Raw genomic sequence first — 19,075 nt, forward strand, 5'->3', positions numbered from 1 at the left:
CGCCGGGCCGACGCGCTCGAAGAACCGCCGCACCGTCGCCTCCTACGTGCGCGGCCCGGGCGAGGGTCAGACCTCCGCGTCCTCCGCGTCGCCCGGATCGTCCAGCTCCACCCCGGCCTCGCGGTACAGGCGGATGAACTCGCGCGCGGTGTCCGGGTCGATCATGAGGCGCAGCACGGGCGAGACCTCGTAGGAGTCGCCCTGCTCGTCGAGCAGGCCCGCGCGCTGCAGCTTGGCGATCGAGGCGCGGATCTCCTTGGCGAATCCCGCCTCGTCGGTCGAGGCGGTGCGGCGATAGGCGGCGAGCGCCTGCTCGATCTCGCGCTCGGAGACGACGGCGCGCTGGCCGCGGGAGGACTGGGTGAGCAGCATCTGGCGCAGCACCAGCAGCAGCACGGAGTCCAGGCGGTTCATGCCGGTCAGGCGGCGCAGGAGCTTGGGGGCGTCGGCGTCGTCCTCGCTCTGGCGCACGAAGGCGACCTGGGCGTCATCGTCGACGACGAGCTCGAGGAAGAGGTCGGCCAGGCGCTGCTCGATCGCGCTGCGGTCGCGCAACAGCTGGGCGTAGCGCGCGTGGTCCTTGCGGCCGTCGAGGAAGGGCCCCTGCAGGAGCGCGACGAGCACGCGGCGGGAGTCGTCGACGAGGGAGCCGAGGATCACCGAGGTGTTCTCGAGGGAGTCGTCGTCGGCCGGCTCGGGGGTGACGGGGCTGCTCGCGGTGCTCACGATCGCCCAGCCTACCGGCGGCACTCCCCCGCGGCCGCTCCGACCGCCCGGTCGGCGCCGATCCCGTGCGCGGAGGGGCCGGGGCGGCGAGGCGACCGTGGCGTCCGAGACCCGGTTCTGCTTGCATCACGGTGATGCCTGCGGCGTGGACATCGCCGCGGGAGACACCCCGAATCGGCCCGCCTGCGCGGGTCGGGACAAGGAGCGCCGCCATGGACAACCTTCCCGGCTGGGTGATCCCCGCCGTCGTCGCCGCTCTCCTGCTGCTCCTCCTGCTGATCGTGCTGGGCGCCGTCATCGGCGGCCGCAAGCGCCGCGAGAAGCAGGAGCGGGATCGCCGCCGCGCCGCCGAGCTGCGTGAGAAGGCCGAGCACGAGCGCCTCGGCGCGCAGGAGCGCGAGCTCCAGGCCCGCGAGTCGTCCCTGGAGGCCGACCGCGCCAAGCTCGAGGCCGAGCGCAAGCAGCAGCTGGCTCAGGAGCAGGAGCGCGACGCCCGCCAGGCGCGCGAGGGCGTCGACGAGAGCCTGCGCAAGGCCGACGAGGTCGACCCGGACTCGGGCCGCTCGCGCGGCACCGGCGCCGCCGAGCGCCTGGACGCCTATGCCCCCGGCGAGCGCCGCCACGACGACGGACGCCTGGACGCCTACAGCCGGGACGATGCCCCTGCCGAGACGGACGGACGGACGCATGACGGCGGCCACCGCGACCAGGACGGCAGGGGGGACGGCGCGCACCGCGCCTGAGGTGCCGTTCACGCGACGAAGATCATCTGGTGGCGGAGGCGACACAGCCGTTCCCTGCCAGCCGTCGGTCTGCTTGCATTCTGTGCTGTCCCGCGAAGCCGCCGCCGGTCAGCGCGATATGGCCCGTCGCCTCGACGCCTACCGCGGGGATGACGCCCCCAGCGCCGCCGCCGAGCGCGAGCGCGAGCTCGTCGACGCCTGAGCCGGATCTAGGCTCGGAGGAATGACGCCTCCCGAAACCGCAGAAGACCGCGCGGCCGGTCCCCATCCCGGGGACCGGCCGCGCGTGCGCATGGACGACCTCACCGTCGAGCGGGTCCTGCGCACGGTCGAGGCGATCCCACCGGGCCGCGTGGCCGGGTACGGGCAGATCGGGGCGATCGCCGGAGCGGGGCCGCGCCTGGTGGGGCGCATCATGCGCGAGTGGGGGTCCTCCGTCCCGTGGTGGCGGGTCACGTCCCACGTCGGGACGGTGGCGCCGCCGCTGCGGGCACGGGCGTTCGAGCGCTGGGCGGACGAAGAGATCACGGTGCGGCCTGACGGCGGGGGCTGCCGGATGCGGGAGGCCGGCGCCGACCTCGACGCGCTGCGCGAGGCCGCGAACGCGGCCTGGGCGGACCTGCCGGCTCCCGCCGCCGACGCCTGACGTTTCGCCTCGAACCTCGGACATGACCGCATCATCGTGATGCGCGTCATGCCCGGGCCCTGTACTGTCTGCGCGAACGAGCGCCGGTCGATACCGCCGGCGCCGCGCCGACCCCTGCAGGAGGACCCCGTGCCCAGTCTGTTCATCGACGGCCAGTGGCGCGACGCCGCGTCCGGCGCCACGCGCGACATCACGTGCCCGGCCGACGGCTCGCACGTCGTCACCGTCTCCGAGGGCGGCGCGGAGGACGCCGCGCTCGCGGTCGCCGCGGCGCGCCGCGCCTTCGACGACGGCGCCTGGCCCGCCACGCCCGCCCCCGAGCGAGCGGCCCTCCTGCATCGCGTCGCCGACCTCCTCGAGCGCGACAAGGACGACGTCGCACGCATGGAGTCCCTGGACACGGGCAAGCGGCACGTCGAGTCGCTCATCGACATGGGCGACATCGTGAGCGTCTTCCGGCACTTCGCCGACCTCGCCGGCTCGCAGGCCGGGCGCGTGGTCGACACGGGGATCGCGACGGTCTCCAGCCGTGTCGTGACCGAGCCCGTGGGCGTCTGCTCCCTCATCACGCCGTGGAACTTCCCCCTGCTGCAGACGGCCTGGAAGGTCGCCCCCGCTCTCGCAGCCGGCAACACCTTCGTGCTCAAGCCCTCCGAGCTCACGCCCCAGACCTCCATGTGGCTCATGCGCGCCCTCGAGGAGGCGGGACTGCCCGCCGGGGTCGCGAACCTCGTCACCGGCACGGGCGCCGAGGTGGGCGCGGAGATGACGACGAACGCGGACGTGGACCTCGTGTCCTTCACCGGCGGCGTCGTCACCGGCCGCGCGATCATGGCGGCGGCCGCGCCGACGGTCAAACGGATCGCCCTCGAGCTCGGCGGCAAGAACCCCAACGTCCTGTTCGCCGATGCGGACCTCCCGGCCGCGATCGACAACGCGCTGACCGCGATCTTCCTGGACTCCGGGCAGGTGTGCTCCGCGGGCGCCCGCCTGGTCGTCGAGGAGTCCATCCACGATCACGTGGTCGACGAGCTCGTGCGCCGCGCCGAGCTGATCCGCCTGGGCGGCCCCTTCGACGAGCAGGCCGAGGCAGGTCCGCTCATCAGCGCGGACCACCTGGCCAAGGTCGACCGCTACGTCCAGGAGGCCGTCGAGGACGGGGCGGTCCTGCGCACCGGCGGGCGCCGAGCCGACGGCGCGCTCGCCTCGGGATCCTTCTACCTGCCGACGATCCTCGACGGCTGCGACGGCTCGATGCGCTGCGTCCATGACGAGTCCTTCGGGCCCGTCCTCACGGTCGAGACGTTCCGCGGGGACGACGATCGCGCCGCCGAGTACGCCGCCGTCGCGATCGCCAACGACACGATCTACGGTCTCGCGGGCGCGGTATGGACGCAGAACGCGGGCCGCGCCGAGCGCGTCGCCCGCCGCCTGCGGCACGGCACCGTGTGGATCAACGACTACCACCCCTACGTGCCGCAGGCCGAGTGGGGCGGGATGAAGCAGAGCGGCATCGGCCGCGAGCTCGGCGAGCACGGCCTCGGGGAGTACCTCGAGACCAAGCACATCTGGCACAACATCGACCCGGCCCCGGCCGACTGGTTCTCCGGACGCGAGCACTGACGTCCCGCCCGGCCACGATCACGACCGTCACGCCACCCCACTTCGAGGAGCACCCCATGCAGCAGCGCTACGACTACGTTATCGTCGGCGGCGGATCCGCCGGTTCCGTCCTGGCCAACCGCCTGTCCACCGATCCCTCCACGACCGTGCTCGTGCTGGAGGCGGGGCGCGCGGACTTCATCTTCGATCCGCTGATCCACATGCCCGCCGCGCTCATGTTCCCCAGCGGCAACCCGCTGTACGACTGGCGCTACCAGACCGATCCCGAGCCCCACATGGGCGGACGCCGCGTGTTCCACACCCGCGGCAAGGTGCTCGGCGGCTCGAGCTCGATCAACGGCATGATCTTCCAGCGCGGCAACCCGGGCGACTACGCCAAGTGGGCCTCCTTCGAGGGCATGGAGGACTGGGACTACGCCCACTGCCTCCCCTACTTCAAGCGCATGGAGACCACGCACGCCGGCGCCGACGCGTGGCGAGGCGGCTCCGGCCCCCTGCCGCTCGAGCGCGGCCCCGCCTCGAGCCCCCTGTTCCAGGCGTTCTTCGAGGCCACCGAGCAGGCCGGGTACGCCCGCACCGATGACGTCAACGGCTACCGCCAGGAGGGCTTCGCCCCCTTCGACCGCACGACGTACAAGGGCTCGCGCATGAGCGCCTCGCGCTCGTACCTGCGCCCGATCCGTTCTCGCAAGAACCTCGACGTCAAGACCCTCGCCTTCGTCACGCAGCTCACCTGGGAGGGCACCCGCGTCACCGGCGTCGAGTTCGACCAGCCCGGCAAGCGCGGACAGAAGGTCTCCGCCGGCGAGGTCATCCTGTGCGGCGGCGCCTTCAACTCGCCCCAGCTGCTCGAGCTCTCCGGCGTCGGCGACCCCGAGGTGCTCGCCAAGGCTGGCGTGAAGACCCGCGCCGAGCTGCCCGGTGTGGGCGACAACCTGCAGGACCACCTCGAGGTGTACCTCCAGCACGAGTCCCGCCAGCCGGTGTCCGTGCAGCCGTGGCTGAAGAAATGGAAGGCCCCGTACATCGGCGCCCAGTGGCTGTTCGCGAACTCCGGCGTGGGCGCGACCAACCACTTCGAGGCCGGAGGCTTCATCCGCACCAACGACGACGTCGCCTACCCCAACCTCATGTTCCACTTCCTGCCCCTCGCGGTCCGCTACGACGGCACCGGCGGCGGGCACGAGCACGGCTACCAGGTGCACATCGGGCCGATGAACTCCGACGTGCGCGGCCAGGTGCACATTACCTCGGACAACCCGCGCAAGCACCCGAGCATCCTGTTCAACTACCTGTCGACTGAGAACGACCGCCGCGAGTGGGTCGAGGTCGTGCGCGCCGCCCGGCACATCCTGTCCCAGCCCGCGTTCGCGCCCTTCGACGGCGGGGAGCTCTCCCCCGGCGCCGAGGTCCAGACGGACCAGGAGATCATCGACTGGATCGCCAAGGACGCGGAGACCGCGCTGCACCCGTCGTGCTCGGCGAAGATGGGCACCGACGACATGGCCGTCGTGGACCCGTCCTCGATGCGGGTGCACGGCACGCAGGGTCTGCGCGTGGTCGACGCCTCGGTGTTCCCGAGCGTCACCAACGGCAACATCTACGCGCCCACGATGATGGTGGCAGAGCGCGCCGCCGACCTCATCGCCGGCAACACGATGCTCGCACCCGAGAACCCGCCCACCTACCGCGCCAAAGCCGGGCTGCCGCTGTGGCCGCAGGGCGATCCGCGCAACGACGCCTGGAACGCGAAGAAGGACATCCCGTCCTCCGCGCGGGTGCTCGCGGCCGCCGATCAGGGCGGTGAGGTGCGATGAGCTCCGCGGCCGCGGAGCCGCAGAACGCCGCTCCGCCAGGGGCACCGGCAGGGGCCGAGGCTCCGGGCATCGCGGATGTCCGCACCCGCCCCATCGTCCTGTGGGGCACGGCCCTGGTGGTGCTCCTCGTGGCCGGGTGGGCGCTCATCGCCCCCGAGGCCGCGGCGACCCAGCTGGGCGCCGTCGTGGGATGGATGGGCGAGTGGTTCGGCTGGTTCTACATCCTGCTGGCCACCGCGACGCTCGTGTTCGTGATCTACATGGCCCTGCGCTACCGGCGCGTGCGCCTGGGTGCCGACGCGGACCGTCCCGAGTACTCGACGTTCACGTGGGCGTGCATGCTGTTCGCCGCCGGTATCGGCACCGACCTCATGTTCTTCGCCGTCGCCGAGCCCGCCGCTCAGTACCTGGCCCCGCCGTCGGGCGACGGCTCGACGATCGCCGCCGCTCGTGAGGCGACGGTCTGGACCCTGTTCCACTACGGGATCACCGGCTGGGGCATGTACACGCTGATGGGCATGGCGCTGGGCTACTTCGCCCACCGCCGGGGCCTGCCCCTGGCGGTCCGCTCGGCGCTGCACCCGATCTTCGGGCGCCGCGTCCAGGGCGCGATCGGCCACAGCGTCGACATCGCCACCGTGCTGGGCACGATCTTCGGCGTCGCGACGTCGCTGGGCATCGGCGTGGTGATGCTCAACGTGGGCCTGGACATCCTGTTCGGGATCCCGCAGGGGATCCCCGCGCAGGTGGGCCTCGTGGTCGTCGCGGTCGTCACCGCGACGGTCTCCGCCGTCTCCGGCGTCGACAAGGGCATCCGCATCCTCAGCCAGCTCAACGTGCTGCTGGCCCTGTTCCTGGCCGGCTGGGTGCTGGTCTTCGGGGACACCGCGTTCCTGCTGCGCGCAGCGGTGATGAACATCGGCGACTTCGTCGCGATGTTCCCGGGGATGACCCTGGACACCCTCGCGTACGACTACCCGGCGGACTGGATGAACGCCTGGACGCTGTTCTTCTGGGCGTGGTGGATCGCGTGGGCGAGCTTCGTGGGGATGTTCCTCGCGCGCATCTCCCGCGGCCGCACGATCGGGCAGTTCGTCTTCGGCACGCTGACCATCCCGTTCGTGTACATCGCCATGTGGGTCACGATGTTCGGCAACACGGCGGTCAAGCGCATCATGGACGGGGACGCGGCGTTCGGCGAGGCCGCCATGAACACCCCCGAGACCGGTTTCTACGCGCTCCTGCAGCAGTTTCCCGGCGCGGCGTTCATCATCGGGCTCTCGACGTTCGTCGGCCTGCTGTTCTATGTGACCTCCGCCGACTCGGGAGCGCTCGTCATGGCGAACCTCAGCTCCGAGCTGCCGGACGCCGAGACCGATGCGAAGCCGTGGGTCCGCATCTTCTGGGCTGCCGCGACGGGCATCCTCACGATCGCGATGCTCATCGTCGGCGGCATCCCCGCGCTGCAGTCGGCGACGATCATCATGGCCCTGCCGTTCGCGGTGGTCATGGTGCTCGTGATGGCGGGCCTGCACCGGGCGCTGTACGAGGAGCGGCGCCGGGACGAGGCCATGCGCTCGTCGATGCGCTCTCTCCTGCTGAGCCACGAGGCGCCGTCCGCGGCCCCCGGGGCCTGGCGCGCACGCCTGGCCCAGCAGTTCGGGACCGTCTCGCGGCGCACCACTGACGAGCGCATGGACCAGGTCGTGATCCCCGCGCTGGACGAGGTCGCCGCCGAGCTGTGCGAGCGCGGCGTCACGGCCGAGGTGGTCCACGGCGGCGAGGCCGCCGGCTCCGTCGCCCGCTCCGCCGGGCTCGTTGTGCGGGCCTCCGAGGAGGGGTACGACGACTTCCGGTACACGACGCGGGTGCGGCGCATCAAGGCCCCTTCCTACGGGGCGCGCATGCTCGAGGCCGACGACACGTCGTGCCAGCTCGAGGTCGTGCTCCCCGGCGGCGGGTCCTACGACGTGCTCACCTACTCGCAGGAGCGGATCGCGCACGACGTGCTCGACCACTACGCGCTGTGGCACGCGTCGAACACGGCGGGCGCGAGCGACGCGGTCGGCTGAGCACAGGTTCCGTCGAGGCCACATGGCCGCGAGCGACGCAGGACGGAGGCCCCTGGGGATCGATCCCCAGGGGCCTCCGCCGTCTGGGCTCCGCGATCCCGGCACACCCGTCACACCTCGGTCGGGACGTCCTCGAGGAAGAAGAACGCGGGGACCTTCGCGGCGTAGTCGCGGCCGTCGAACTCCCGCCAGCGCACCACCTCGGTCGCGCCCTCGCGCGCCTGGGCGTGCTGGGTGGCCAGGAACATCAGGCCGATCACGCTCGCGAGGCCCTGGCTGGCCGGGTGCGCGCGCAGCACATCGCCGATGCTCGCCTGGCCCTCGCGGCCGCGCACGTCGTTGACGCGGCCCGTGAGCTCGACGATGTCGATGTCGTTGGTGCGCACGAGGTCGGCGAGGACCTCGACGGACAGCGTGGTCGCGTCGTGCACCTCGGCCTCGGCGGGCGCCCCCGGGTCTGTGGGGTCCTTGAGGTTGTGCTGGGCCACGGAGGAGAGGCGCGCCCGCGACAGCTCGAGCTCGAGCGGGAACGGTGAGCGGGAGGGCACCTCGTCCTTCTGGGACAGCGCCAGGTGCTGGGCCTCCTGGAGGAGGTCGAGGAGCACGCGGTGCTGACGGAAGTCCTGGGAGCGGACGAAGCGGGCCAGCGAGCGGTACAGCTCGGTCTTGACGTCCAGGACCTCCTGCGCGGGCTCGTAGAGGTCGGAGAAGACGTTGGCGAGACGCTCGCGCTCGGTGCGGGTGAGCTGGCGGGCGAAGTCACGCTCGAGGAGGCGATCGACGAGCTCCTGCGCCCTGCGGTTCTGCGAGGGATCGTTGAGCATCCGGAAGAACGCGGTGAAGGTGCGGCCCACGGTCGACTGCCCCAGCAGGTCGTCGCCCGCGAGCAGCTGCTCGAGGACCTCGCCGCGCGAGCCCTCGGGAGCGAGGATCTGCTCGCGCAGGTGGAGGTCGACGGCGCGGAGGTCCTCGCGGTACTGCAGGAAGTCGCCGGAGAGCTCAGAGGCGATCTGCAGGATGTCCCGCAGGCGGTCGAGGGAGGCCTCGGGGCTGGGGAGCATGAGCTCGCCCTCGGACAGCTCGCGGATCTGCCGCTCGATGCGCTCGCGCTGGGCCTGCAGGCCCGCGAGGCGGATGTCGCGGTCCTTCTCCGTCTCCTGGGCGAGGCGGTCGAACTGCTGGACCACCAGCTGCAGGCGCGACTCGGTGGTGGTGGGGCGGTGCTCCTCGAGGGAGACGATGAACTGGATCGCGTCGATCGTCGCCGGCGAGGGCTCGAACGTCGTCTCGGCGCGGTGGGGGTCGTCGCGGCGGGTCAGGTAGCCCTCGCGCACCCAGGCGTCGCAGTACTCGGCGGCGGTGCGGCCGCGGCTCGGGGCGGGCTCGGACGATGACGCCGCGGCACCAGCAGGGTCCGCGACGGTGCCCTCCGCGGCGCGCTCCGCGCTCGCCGGGACGACCGCGCCCGGACCCGCGAGGTTGCCCTCCCCCGCCTCGTCGTGCAGCAGGTGCAGGTGCAGGCCCACGCGGGCGATCATCTCCGAGCGCGGCAGGCGCCGGTCCCCGGCCGGGAACACCGACTGCAGGATCGCGAGGACGGCCGGGGCCTTGGTCGCCGCGAGCAGACGCCACGTGCTCAGGCGCCGCAGCTGCTCGTACTCCGCCTTGCGCGCGGCCACCGCGTCCGTGCGCGGCGCGGCGTGGGAGGCGGTCTCGCTCGGGGTGGTCACGGGCGCTGAGTCTACCGGGGCACGCGTCACCGACCCCCGAGCAGGCGGACCTCGCCGTCGACCTGCGCGAGCGCCCGCCCGCCCGAGACCGGCCGCAGGTCCTCGACCGCACGCACCGTCCAGCCCTGGGCGACGACGTCCCCCGTCGCATCGTCGATCACGCGGACGCGCCGCGCCCCGGCCGGGTCCAGCGCGGCCTCGCGCGCGCGGTCGTCGATGAGCACCGTGGTCCCGGCGCCGAGGGCTCCGCGCACGTCGTCGCCCTCGGCCTCGAGGGTCCAGACGGTCTCGCCGGTCACCAGGTCGTCGTCGATCACGAGCCCGGCGTCGTCGATCCGCACGACGTCGCGCCCGTCGACCCCCACGAGAGCCCGGTAGGAGCCGGCGGTGGCCTCGGTCCCGGGGACCCGCCAGTCCGCATGCGCCTCGCTCGCCACGAGCAGGCCGCTCTGCGCGCCGTCCGCCGACGAGCCGGAGACGACCGCCCTGCCCCGCGTGATGCTCGCGGACCAGGTGCCGGGGGCGGTGGGCGCGCTCTCCCACAGCGGGGCGCCGTCCGCGGACGCCCGGGCCGTGACGGCGCCGTCCTCGCCCGTGCAGACCGCCAGAACCGGCGGCGGCACGTCCTGGGCGAGCGCCGTCTGCGGGGCGACGACACGGCAGGGCTCGTCGGCCCCGGCGATCCGGCGCCCGCTCAGGTGGCCCGTGGCGGGGTCGGCCCAGAACCAGCCCTGGCCCGCGACGGCGCGGACGATCTCCGAGGGCAGGATCCCGGAGGACCGCAGCGTCCCGACCAGCGAGGCGCCGTCGTCCCCGGGCGCGGGCAGCGGCTCGCCCTCCGGGTCCGGGCTCGAGGGGGCCGGGCCGACGTCGATGCTCCAGCCGGGCTCCCCCGCCGGTGCCGCCGGGTCCACGCCCCGTTCGATGCAGGTGGCCGCGTCGCAGGTGCGCAGCGCGAGGACGCCGTCGCTGAGCGCCACCGGCTCACCGTCGACCGTCGTGCCCTGTGCGGGGGCGTCGACGGGGGCGATGCGGGTGGAGCCGTCGCGGACCAGCAGCACCCAGCGGCCGTCCGGGGTCAGCCCGACGGCATCGCCCGCTGCCGCGCCGAGGTCGCTGACGGCGGTGCCGTCGGCGGCGATGAGCTGCGCGGCCCCGTCCGCCCGCAGCACCAGGATCGGCGAGGGCGCCTCGGTACCGGGGACGGAGACCACCCGGTCATCGGCCCGGAGGGGCTCGAGGTCCGTCAGCTGCCGGCCTCCCAGCTCCCCGGCGCGCTGGGCGAGCGCGAAGGGGACCGTCAGGGCCAGGGCCGTCGCGGCGGCGACGCCGAGGGCGGTCAGGCGCAGGGCGCGGCGGCGCGCGGACAGGACCCGCACCAGCGCGGCCACGACGAGCGCCCCGACGGCCAGCCCGATCGCCGCGGCGCCGACGATCCGCAGCAGCGCGCTCAGACGATCCTCACCGTACACCCAGGCGAGAGTCCCCAGGCTCCCGAGGATCACGGCCAGCGCGACCCACATGACCGGGTCCCGCCGCGTCCCCTCACGCACCCCCGTGCGCGCCCCCGTCGCCGCCATCGCGTCTCAGCGGGGCGACCCGTAGTAGGCGCCGGTGGTCTCCTCGCGCAGCGCGTCGAGCTCGCCGGCGCCGATCGCGGCGCGGATGCGGTCGACGAGCCGCACGACGAAGCGCTCGTTGTGGATGGTGCACAGCGTCGAGGACAGCATCTCCTTGGCGCGGAACAGGTGGTGGATGTAGGCCGCCGTGTAGTGCTCACAGGTGTAGCAGTCGCAGCTGTCGTCGATGGGCGCGAACTGACGGCGGTAGCGCGATCCCGTGAGGTTCACGCGGCCGGTGCGCGTGTAGACGGCGCTGTTGCGGGCCACGCGGGACGGGGAGACGCAGTCGAAGGTGTCGGCGCCGGCGGCCACCGCCGCGAAGAGGTCGTCGACCTCGCTGATGCCCAGCAGGTGGCGCGGGCGGTCCTCGGGCAGCTCGTCGGTGACCCAGCCGACGATCGTCCCCAGGTTCTCCTTCTCGAGCGCGCCGCCGATGCCGAAGCCGTCGAAGGCCTGCCCGTCGACCTCCATCGTCCCGAGGTCCCGGGCGGCCGTGCGGCGCAGGTCCTCGTACTGAGCGCCCTGGATCACGCCCCAGAGCTGCTGGTAGGGCCGATGGGTGCGCTCGGCGGTCAGGCGCCGGTGCTCGGCCAGGCACCGCTGCGCCCACAGCCGGGTGCGCTCAAGGGCCTGCTCCTGGTAGCCGCGGGAGTTCATGAGGGTGGTCAGCTCGTCGAAGGCGAACATGATGTCGGCGCCGAGCCCGTGCTGGATCCGCATCGAGATCTCGGGGGTGAAGCGGTGGACGTCGCCGTTGATGAAGGAGCGGAACGTGACGCCGTCGTCGTCGACGTGGGCCAGGCGCTCCTTACCCTCGGCGACGGCGTCATCCTCGCCCGAGGCGGTGCGCGCCCTCTCCCCGCCCGAGAACTCCGAGGACAGCACCTTCTTGAAGCCGGCGCCGAGGCTCATCACCTGGAAGCCGCCGGAGTCGGTGTAGGTGGGGCCGGGCCAGTTCATGAACGCGCCGAGGCCCCCGGCCTCGTCGACGAGGTCGTGGCCGGGCTGGAGGTACAGGTGGTAGGCGTTGGCCAGGAGCGCCTGGGCCCCGAGCTGCGTCATCGACTCCGGCAGGACGGCCTTGACCGTGGCCTTGGTGCCGACGGGCACGAAGGCTGGCGTGGCGATCTGCCCGTGCGGCGTGGTGATCACGCCGGCGCGGGCCTTGGCGCCGTCGCGCGCGGTGACGGCGAAGCCGGTGGCGGCGGAGCGCGGGGCCATAGGCGTCAGTCTGCTCACGCGCCGGAGGCGGCGGAACCCATGCGGCGTGCGAGCACGGCATAGGCGGCGCGTCGCTTCCACGCCCCTGTCTTCGCCATGAGGACACCGCGACGGACATCACCGGATGAGACGACGCCGGGGAGATCTCGCCGCATACGCCGCACGAATGCAGCCCCCTGAGCGGCCTGCTCGTTCGTCAGGCGCACGCTCCACTGGGACGCACTGATGCGGAACCGGGAATGGACCTGCGGGAGCGCCACGAGATCCCCTCGACGCAGCACTCGAACATAGCTGGCGACATCGATGAGGAAGGGCTCTGTCGCATCCCACCATCCCGCCGCCTCGAGGTCCGCACGGCGCATCATGACATTCCCCGGCTCCCCGAAGATGTTCCCGCCCCCTCGGACGGTGCGTCTGATTCCCTCCGCCCCGTCCGCACGGCCGGCGAGCCCCCCGAGTCCCATCGGGGAGAGGAACTCGCGATCGTTCGCATCGATCATCTGACGACGCGAGGCGACGAACGTCACGCCGTCCTCGAACGCCGCAGCCTGCTCACGGAGAGCCCCAGAGCACAGGACGTCGTCGCCGGGCAACAGCTTGATGAGGTCGCCTTCGGCCGCCTCGGCCACCCTCGTCCAGTTGCGCAGCGCGCCCCCGCCGGGCGGCGTCGCGTCGAGGACGCGCAGGCGAGGGTGACCGGCATACCGCTCGATCACGGCCGCGGTATCATCCGCAGACGAGTGGTCTGCGATGACCACCTCGAAATCGTCGTAGTCCTGCTCGAGCACCGAATCGAGCGTGGCACCGAGGTATGCCCCGTTGTTGTACGACGGGATGACGACGGAGACGCGCGGGCTCATGCCAGATGCTCCTCACGGTGCTGTGCAGCGAGCTCCTGCGGATCTAGCTTCCGCTGCACAGCTCGCCCTCGTTCGAACGCGCGCCGGGAGTCGGCGGGCCGGGGTACGGTCCGCACCGGCAGCGCATGCTGCGTCCGCGTCTCCACCTTTTCGTGCGGGTAGCGGCGCTCATGGGCCGTCCCAACGTGGACCGCCTGCAGGGAATAGAGCGGGCGGTCCTGCACCTCGGAGTAGATCCGCCCGACATAGGAGCCGATGATCCCGAGCGTGATGATCTGAACGCTGCCCACACCCAGGACGGAGATCACGATGAAGCTCCAGCCGGGCACGACCGAGCTGGGGTCGATGATCTTCGAGATGCCGATGTAGAGAGCCAGGAGTATCGCCAGAGCCGCGACGACGAAACCGATTCTCGTGATGACCTGGAGCGGGAAGGTCGAGAAGCCGAGAATGCCGTCACCGGCGAGCTTCATCATCTTCGACCACGGGTAGTGGGACTCGCCATGCTTGCGCTCATCGCGATCGAACGGGACGGCGACCTGCTTGAAACCGACGCCGGAGACGATGCCCCGCATGTAGCGGTCATGCTCGCGGTATCGCATCACCTCGAGCACGACCTTGCGGTCCATCAGGCGGAAGTCACCGGTGTTGCGCGGGATCTTGATGTCGCCGATCCGCTCGAGCAACCGGTAGTAGAGATCCGCCGTCACACGTTTGAAGAACGTGTCCTTGCGCGTCCGACGCTGGGCGTACGCGACGTCATACCCCTCCTCCCACTTCTCGATGAGCTCGAGGGCGACGCTCGGCGGGTCCTGCAGATCCGCGTCCATGATCACGACCGCATCGCCCGCGCTGTGGTCCATGCCTGCCGTGATCGCACGCTGGTGACCGAAGTTCCGGGAGAAGTCCAGGACGGTGACGCGCGGATCCGCGGCGTGCAGGCTCAGAAGTCTGGCGAGCGTGTCGTCCCGACTGCCGTCGTTGATGTAGATGAACTCGAGGTCATAGGGCAATTTCAGCGTCGTCCCGGTGACTGCCTCATGGAAGTGCTCCACATTGACGCCCTCGTTGTAGAACGGGACGACGAACGAGATGAGCGCACGCTGCGGGGCGGAGTCGTCGCTGAGGTCGGGGGCGGGAAGTGCGGCAGGCATCGACGATCTTTCGGTCGGGTGCGGCAGGCCCGCACAATCCCCACCAGGCTATCGGACGGCTCCCCCGGCCACGTCTCTCTTCTCCCTGTGTCGTGTGCGACACGTCCCGGTCCGCACAGTCCCGGCGGGCCGCATCCACGGTCCGATCTGAGCACTGGGCGCTCCCATCGATCGACTACCCTTGATCGGACATGGTCCCCGCCGAGCGCTCCCCACGCTCCGGACGCGGACGCCGACGCGGCAGCGCGAGATCCCCATTCGCCGGGCTGAGCGCGCACGGGCGCCCGTCCGGTCGTTGCGCGCTGACGCCCTCGTCCGACCCCTCCCTGTCTGCGCGCCGCTTCCGCCCCGAGCTCCAGGGCCTGCGCGCCGTCGCCATCCTCATGGTGGTCTGCTACCACATCTGGTTCGACCGGGTCTCCGGCGGCGTCGACATCTTCCTGCTGATCTCGGCGTTCCTGCTGACCGACTCGTTCACGCGGCGGCTCGAGGCCGACGCTCCTCTCGAGGTCGTGGCCTACTGGGGCAAGGCGTTCAAGCGCCTGCTGGCGCCCGCCGCGATCGTGATCGCCGGGACGATGATCGCCGTGGCGCTGTGGTATCCGCCCAGCCGCTTCGCCGACCTCGTGGTGCAGTCCCTGGCGTCGGCCACGTTCTGGGAGAACTGGCACCTCGCCTTCCGGGGCGTGGACTACTACGCGGCCGACGGGGACGGCGTCAGCCCGTTCCAGCAGTTCTGGTCGCTGTCGATCCAGAGCCAGGTGTTCTTCCTGTGGCCGCTGCTGTTCGCCCTGGCCGCGCTCGCCCACCGCCGTCTGCGGGCACCGCTGCGGCCCACCCTGCTGCTCGTGTTCGGCGGCATCTTCACCGCCTCGCTCGCCTGGTCTGTCGTCTCGACGGCCTCGCAGCAGTCCTTCGCGTACTTCGACACCCGCACCCGGCTGTGGGAGTTCGCCCTCGGCTCCCTGCTCGCGCTCGGCCTCCCGCTGCTGGAGTCCCGCATGAGCAGCACGGACCGACCGGCCCGCGTCCGGGCCGCGGCCGGGTGGGGAGGACTGGTGGCGATCCTCGCGTGCGGCTGGATCGTGGACGTCCAGGGCGCCTTCCCCGGGTGGATCGCCCTGTGGCCGCTCGGCGCGGCGGTCGTGGTGATCGGTGCCGGAGACACCCGCACCCGGTGGGGCGCGGACCGCTTGCTGTCCTCCCGGCCCCTGCGCTGGGTCGGGGACATCTCCTACGCCCTGTATCTCGTGCACTGGCCGATCCTGGTGACCGTCGCCCTGCTGGTCGATGACGAGCATCCCGACCTCGTCCAGGGCACGGCGATCGTGGCGGCGTCCCTGCTGCTGGGGTGGCTGCTGACGCGCTTCGTCGACACCCCGGTGCGGCGCTGGCGCTGGGCGTCGGCGCGCATCTGGCGCGCCGGGGCGGTCATCACCGCATCGCTCGTCCTGGCCCTGGCCCCCGCCGCGGTGGTCCAGCAGCATCTGCAGCGCGATCTGCCGGAGGCGGGGCAGGGCCCCTACATCGGCGCCGCCGCCGTGGGGGCCGAGACCACCCCGACTCCGTCTCGCTTCCAGGAGGACTTCGTCCCCTCCCTCGACCAGCTCGACGAGGAGTGGGTGTGGTTCGACCACCCGTGCGACCTCGGCCGGGAGATCCTCTGCGACCAGCTGCTTCCCGAAGGGGCCGCGCACGAGAAGACGATCGTCGGCTACGGCAATTCCCACGTCCAGCAGTTCATGGGATCGCTCGAGCCGCTCGCGCGCGACAGGTCCTGGCAGCTGACCCGGCCGACCATCGGAGGCTGCGACTACCTGCTGGAGCAGGCCTCGCAGGAGTGCGTCGTGTGGAACGAGCAGATGCGCGAGCTCCTCGTGGAGCGACCGCCGGACGCTGTCGTGCTGCAGGCGACGCTGATCCGCCGCGAGGACGGCGATCGCGAGGTCCCGATGCCCGGCTACGCGGAAGCAGGCCAGTTCCTGCTGGATCACGGCATCGACGTGATCGCCATCCGCGACGCGCCCCGCTGGCCGTACCAGGTGCCCGAGTGCGTGCACGCGAACGGGGAGGACTCGCCGGCGTGCACGATGCCGCGGAGCGAGATGTACGAAGCCACCGCCCCCTTCGCACCGTTGCAGCAGACCACCGAGGCGCGAATCTTCACCATCGACCCCGTGGATGCGTTCTGCCCCGACGGGGTCTGCCGACCGGTGATCGGGAACGTGCTCGTCTTCTTCGACGACAACCACCCGACGCGCGCGTTCGAGACGACACTCGCCCCCGAGGTCGAGCGCCAGCTGCGGGATCAGGGCTTCTCGTTCTGATCCTCAGCAGCGGCGTCCTGATCCGGGTCTGCATCGGCCCGTGTCTCTGCGCGGTCCGCGCGCGTCGAGCCGACGGCGGGGAAGGACCGTGAGGCCCGCTCCCCATCCACCTCGAACGATCTCGCGGGACGCCGACGGCGGCGTACCGCCCCGACCAGGGTCAGCACCGTGAGCACGGATGTGAGCAGCACCGATGCGATGAAGGCGGCGACCTCGAGCTCCCAGCCGGGCGGGCGGAAATCGACGTCGACGGTGGTCCCGTCGGACCCGGGCGGCACGTCGACGGTCAGCAAGTAGCCGCGGGTCGGATCGGCGAGCTCACCGCCCGATACGCGGTATCCGGGCCAGTCGAGGCGGCTCAGCACGATGCGACCGCCCTCGGCGGGCACGCCGTCGACCTTCATGCGCACACCGTTCTGATCCTGCTCGAGCACCTCCACGGACATGCCCGGAGTAGACCACGTCGGTCCCCCTACCTCGGCGGTCTCGCCATCGCGGACCCAGGTGACCTGGTGCTCGTCTGCAGACGCGGTGTGCCAGCCCTCCGGCACCTTTCGCGACTCGGGGTCCGGTGTCTCCGGGTCCGTATCGGCGAGGATCTGGACGGTGTCGATGCTCATGAGGTCGACGAGGACCGCACCGGTGGCCTCGTCCGGGGTGAACAGCCGGGCGACCAGGTCATCGCACGTGGTCCCGTAGTAGGGATCCATGCACAGGTCGTCGTTGAACGCCTTGTAGCCCGTGGGGGAGTACGCGTTGGCCACGGGCGTGTCCGACAGGTACCACGTGGAGCCCCACAGGGTGTCGCTCCAGTCCAGGCCCCCAGGCATATCCTGCGGTCGTCCCACCACGATCGCCTCGCCCCGAGCGTCGTCGAGCACGCCCGAGTAGTCCGAGAGCCGTCCCGGGAAGCCGTGGGTTCCGAAGGCCGCGGCGACGGGGGCGTACTGCAGCGTCTGCACTGCGGAGAACCCGACCGTCACCGCGATCAGCGCACCGGCCCCGGCGCGGCGGAGGTTCCGACGCGGGCCGCCCCACAGGAGGGTGACGGCGACGAGCGCGATGGCGCACGAGATCCCCCACCAGACCTGGTCCTTCCACGTGTCCACGATCGCGGCGTACGAGAGCCAGAACCCGGCTAAGGTCGCCAGGATGAGCAGACCAATCCGGGCGCGCAGACGAGTCCGATCCACCGCCCGAGAGAGGATGACTACCACGAGGACGATCGCCATGAGGGCGACCCAGGGGGTCGACCGGATCGGGAAGCGGAGGGGCCCGAGCTCCGAGGGCCCGGCAGCCCACAGCAGGACGATGCCACCGAAGACCAGCGGGCCGGTGATCCGCGGAAGCAGCGCCCGCAGGCGCCGCGCGGAGACGAGCAAGGCCAGCGGCAGGAACCAGGCGATGTAGGTGTACGGCACCCCCGGGTACCGGCCCCAGAACCCCGAGAGGTCCGGCCGCCCCGACGGAGCCGCCGCCACTGCCAGTCCGTTCAGAGTGAGCGTCATGAAGCCCGTGTTGCCGGCCTTCTGCACGCGCACGGTAACGCCCGAGGTCAGCAGACCGGGAAGGTAGACGGCCACGGCCATGAGACCCATCGGCAACCCCACGAGGAACAGACGCCCCACACCAGCCCAACGCCGCTGCACGAGCGCCTCGACACCCAGTGCGATGAACATCAGCACCAGCATGATCGTGCCCTGGACGTAACCGACCGTCACGAGCAGGAGCCCGGCGACGAGCGCGGGGACGAGCCCGCGACGATGGTGCACGTAGCGGCGCACACCCCACATCACCCAGGGGAAATACGCCCAGACCTCGAGGTTCGTCACCCACGCGGTCGCATCGAGGTAGAAGGTCCACCCGGCGACCGGGACGCTGATGCCCGCGAGGACGGCGAGCGCGGGACGCGCGCCGTAGGTGCGCGCGAGGAAGTAGGTGCCCAGTGCGCCGAGCATGAGGAAGAAGAGCTTGACGGCCGTCGCGACGTACGCCGCGTGCGGGACCACCGTGGTGAGGAGAGCGATGACCCACACGACGGGGTTGTAGAGCCCCCACTGCCCCTCGGCGATGTGGTTGCCCGCCATCCATGCCTCGGTCGACAGCATGGGCCATTCACCGGCGCGCAGGCGCTGGCCGAGCTCGTACCACTGCCCGTAGGCGCCGCCGGCGGTGTCGTCGATGAAGTAGTAGTGGTGGACGAGGGCTACGGGGAGGATCGTCAGCACCGCCGTGAGCAGCGCCGTCACGAGAAGCGGAACGAGATCCGCCCGGCTCGGCGCGCCGAGTTCGGGGATCGGGCGCCGCCCTGTTGTCCGCGGGATGCGCGGCATCGTTCCAGCTTCCCGCGAGGTGGTGCGCCTGTTCGCCACGTTCTCGTCGTGCCCTTCTTCCGATGCCGAGGTCCGTTGGATCCTATCGTCGCGGCGGTGAGCAGGCCGGTGGGCGTGCCGTGCGCTCCGCCACCTCGGCGCGCCCCGATCCCGATGCGGTGCATACCATGTCACGTGCTCCCCACGGGGGCTCCCCACGCG

Annotated in this window: 13 protein-coding genes; 6 read left to right on the plus strand and 7 right to left on the minus strand. The window is 71.6% G+C overall.

The genetic code is table 11. The features are described 5' to 3' along the window. Positions 1–66: 66 nt before the first annotated feature. Entirely contained in the window at positions 67–726 is a 660-nt protein-coding gene (locus FM110_RS01830) for a DUF4194 domain-containing protein (RefSeq protein ID WP_087102184.1), read from the minus strand. A gap of 212 nt (positions 727–938) precedes the next feature. Between FM110_RS01830 and FM110_RS01835 the strand changes: the two genes are divergently transcribed. The 5 genes from FM110_RS01835 (at position 939) to betT (ending at position 7,627) form a co-directional block, all read left to right on the plus strand. After that, on the plus strand, positions 939–1,469 hold the full coding sequence (locus FM110_RS01835) for a hypothetical protein (RefSeq protein WP_087102115.1): 531 nt from the start codon (positions 939–941) through the stop codon (positions 1,467–1,469). 223 nt (positions 1,470–1,692) lie between these two features. Next, complete coding sequence (locus tag FM110_RS01840; protein WP_327230282.1) at positions 1,693–2,115, plus strand: MGMT family protein; 423 nt, start codon at positions 1,693–1,695, stop codon at positions 2,113–2,115. 129 nt (positions 2,116–2,244) lie between these two features. Further along, positions 2,245–3,738 carry an aldehyde dehydrogenase family protein gene (locus tag FM110_RS01845; protein ID WP_087102119.1) on the plus strand — a complete coding sequence of 498 codons (1,494 nt, stop codon included), beginning with the start codon at positions 2,245–2,247 and terminating at the stop codon, positions 3,736–3,738. Positions 3,739–3,794: 56 nt separating this feature from the next. Further along, on the plus strand, positions 3,795–5,555 hold the full coding sequence (gene betA / locus FM110_RS01850; protein WP_087102121.1) for a choline dehydrogenase: 1,761 nt from the start codon (positions 3,795–3,797) through the stop codon (positions 5,553–5,555). Then, complete coding sequence (betT, locus tag FM110_RS01855; RefSeq protein ID WP_087102123.1) at positions 5,552–7,627, plus strand: choline BCCT transporter BetT; 2,076 nt, start codon at positions 5,552–5,554, stop codon at positions 7,625–7,627. The genes betA and betT overlap by 4 nt, the downstream gene beginning before the upstream one ends. Before the next feature lie 110 nt (positions 7,628–7,737). On the opposite strand, the gene FM110_RS01860 is transcribed toward betT, so the two are convergent. From FM110_RS01860 to FM110_RS01880, 5 genes are all read right to left on the minus strand, one after another. Further along, positions 7,738–9,357: a DUF3375 domain-containing protein gene (locus FM110_RS01860; protein ID WP_087102125.1), complete on the minus strand. Its 1,620-nt coding sequence runs from the start codon at positions 9,355–9,357 to the stop codon at positions 7,738–7,740. A 26-nt stretch (positions 9,358–9,383) separates the two neighbouring features. Then, on the minus strand, positions 9,384–10,880 hold the full coding sequence (locus FM110_RS14025; protein WP_159457948.1) for a hypothetical protein: 1,497 nt from the start codon (positions 10,878–10,880) through the stop codon (positions 9,384–9,386). A 63-nt stretch (positions 10,881–10,943) separates the two neighbouring features. Continuing rightward, positions 10,944–12,200, minus strand: a complete 1,257-nt coding sequence (gene tgt / locus FM110_RS01870) for a tRNA guanosine(34) transglycosylase Tgt (RefSeq protein WP_087102130.1) — start codon at positions 12,198–12,200, stop codon at positions 10,944–10,946. Between the two features lie 14 nt (positions 12,201–12,214). After that, a complete protein-coding gene (locus FM110_RS01875; protein WP_087102132.1) occupies positions 12,215–13,060 on the minus strand; it encodes a glycosyltransferase family 2 protein in 846 nt (281 codons plus the stop codon). After that, positions 13,057–14,214, minus strand: coding sequence for a glycosyltransferase family 2 protein (locus FM110_RS01880; RefSeq protein ID WP_200810142.1), 1,158 nt, complete (start codon positions 14,212–14,214; stop codon positions 13,057–13,059). The genes FM110_RS01875 and FM110_RS01880 overlap by 4 nt, the downstream gene beginning before the upstream one ends. Positions 14,215–14,405: 191 nt before the next feature. Between FM110_RS01880 and FM110_RS01885 the strand changes: the two genes are divergently transcribed. After that, a complete protein-coding gene (locus tag FM110_RS01885; RefSeq protein WP_087102133.1) occupies positions 14,406–16,541 on the plus strand; it encodes an acyltransferase family protein in 2,136 nt (711 codons plus the stop codon). On the opposite strand, the gene FM110_RS01890 is transcribed toward FM110_RS01885, so the two are convergent. After that, positions 16,523–18,874, minus strand: coding sequence for a hypothetical protein (locus tag FM110_RS01890; RefSeq protein ID WP_143276208.1), 2,352 nt, complete (start codon positions 18,872–18,874; stop codon positions 16,523–16,525). The genes FM110_RS01885 and FM110_RS01890 overlap by 19 nt on opposite strands. Positions 18,875–19,075 lie beyond the last annotated feature (201 nt).

Source organism: Brachybacterium nesterenkovii (assembly GCF_900163655.1).
GTDB lineage: Bacteria > Actinomycetota > Actinomycetes > Actinomycetales > Dermabacteraceae > Brachybacterium > Brachybacterium nesterenkovii.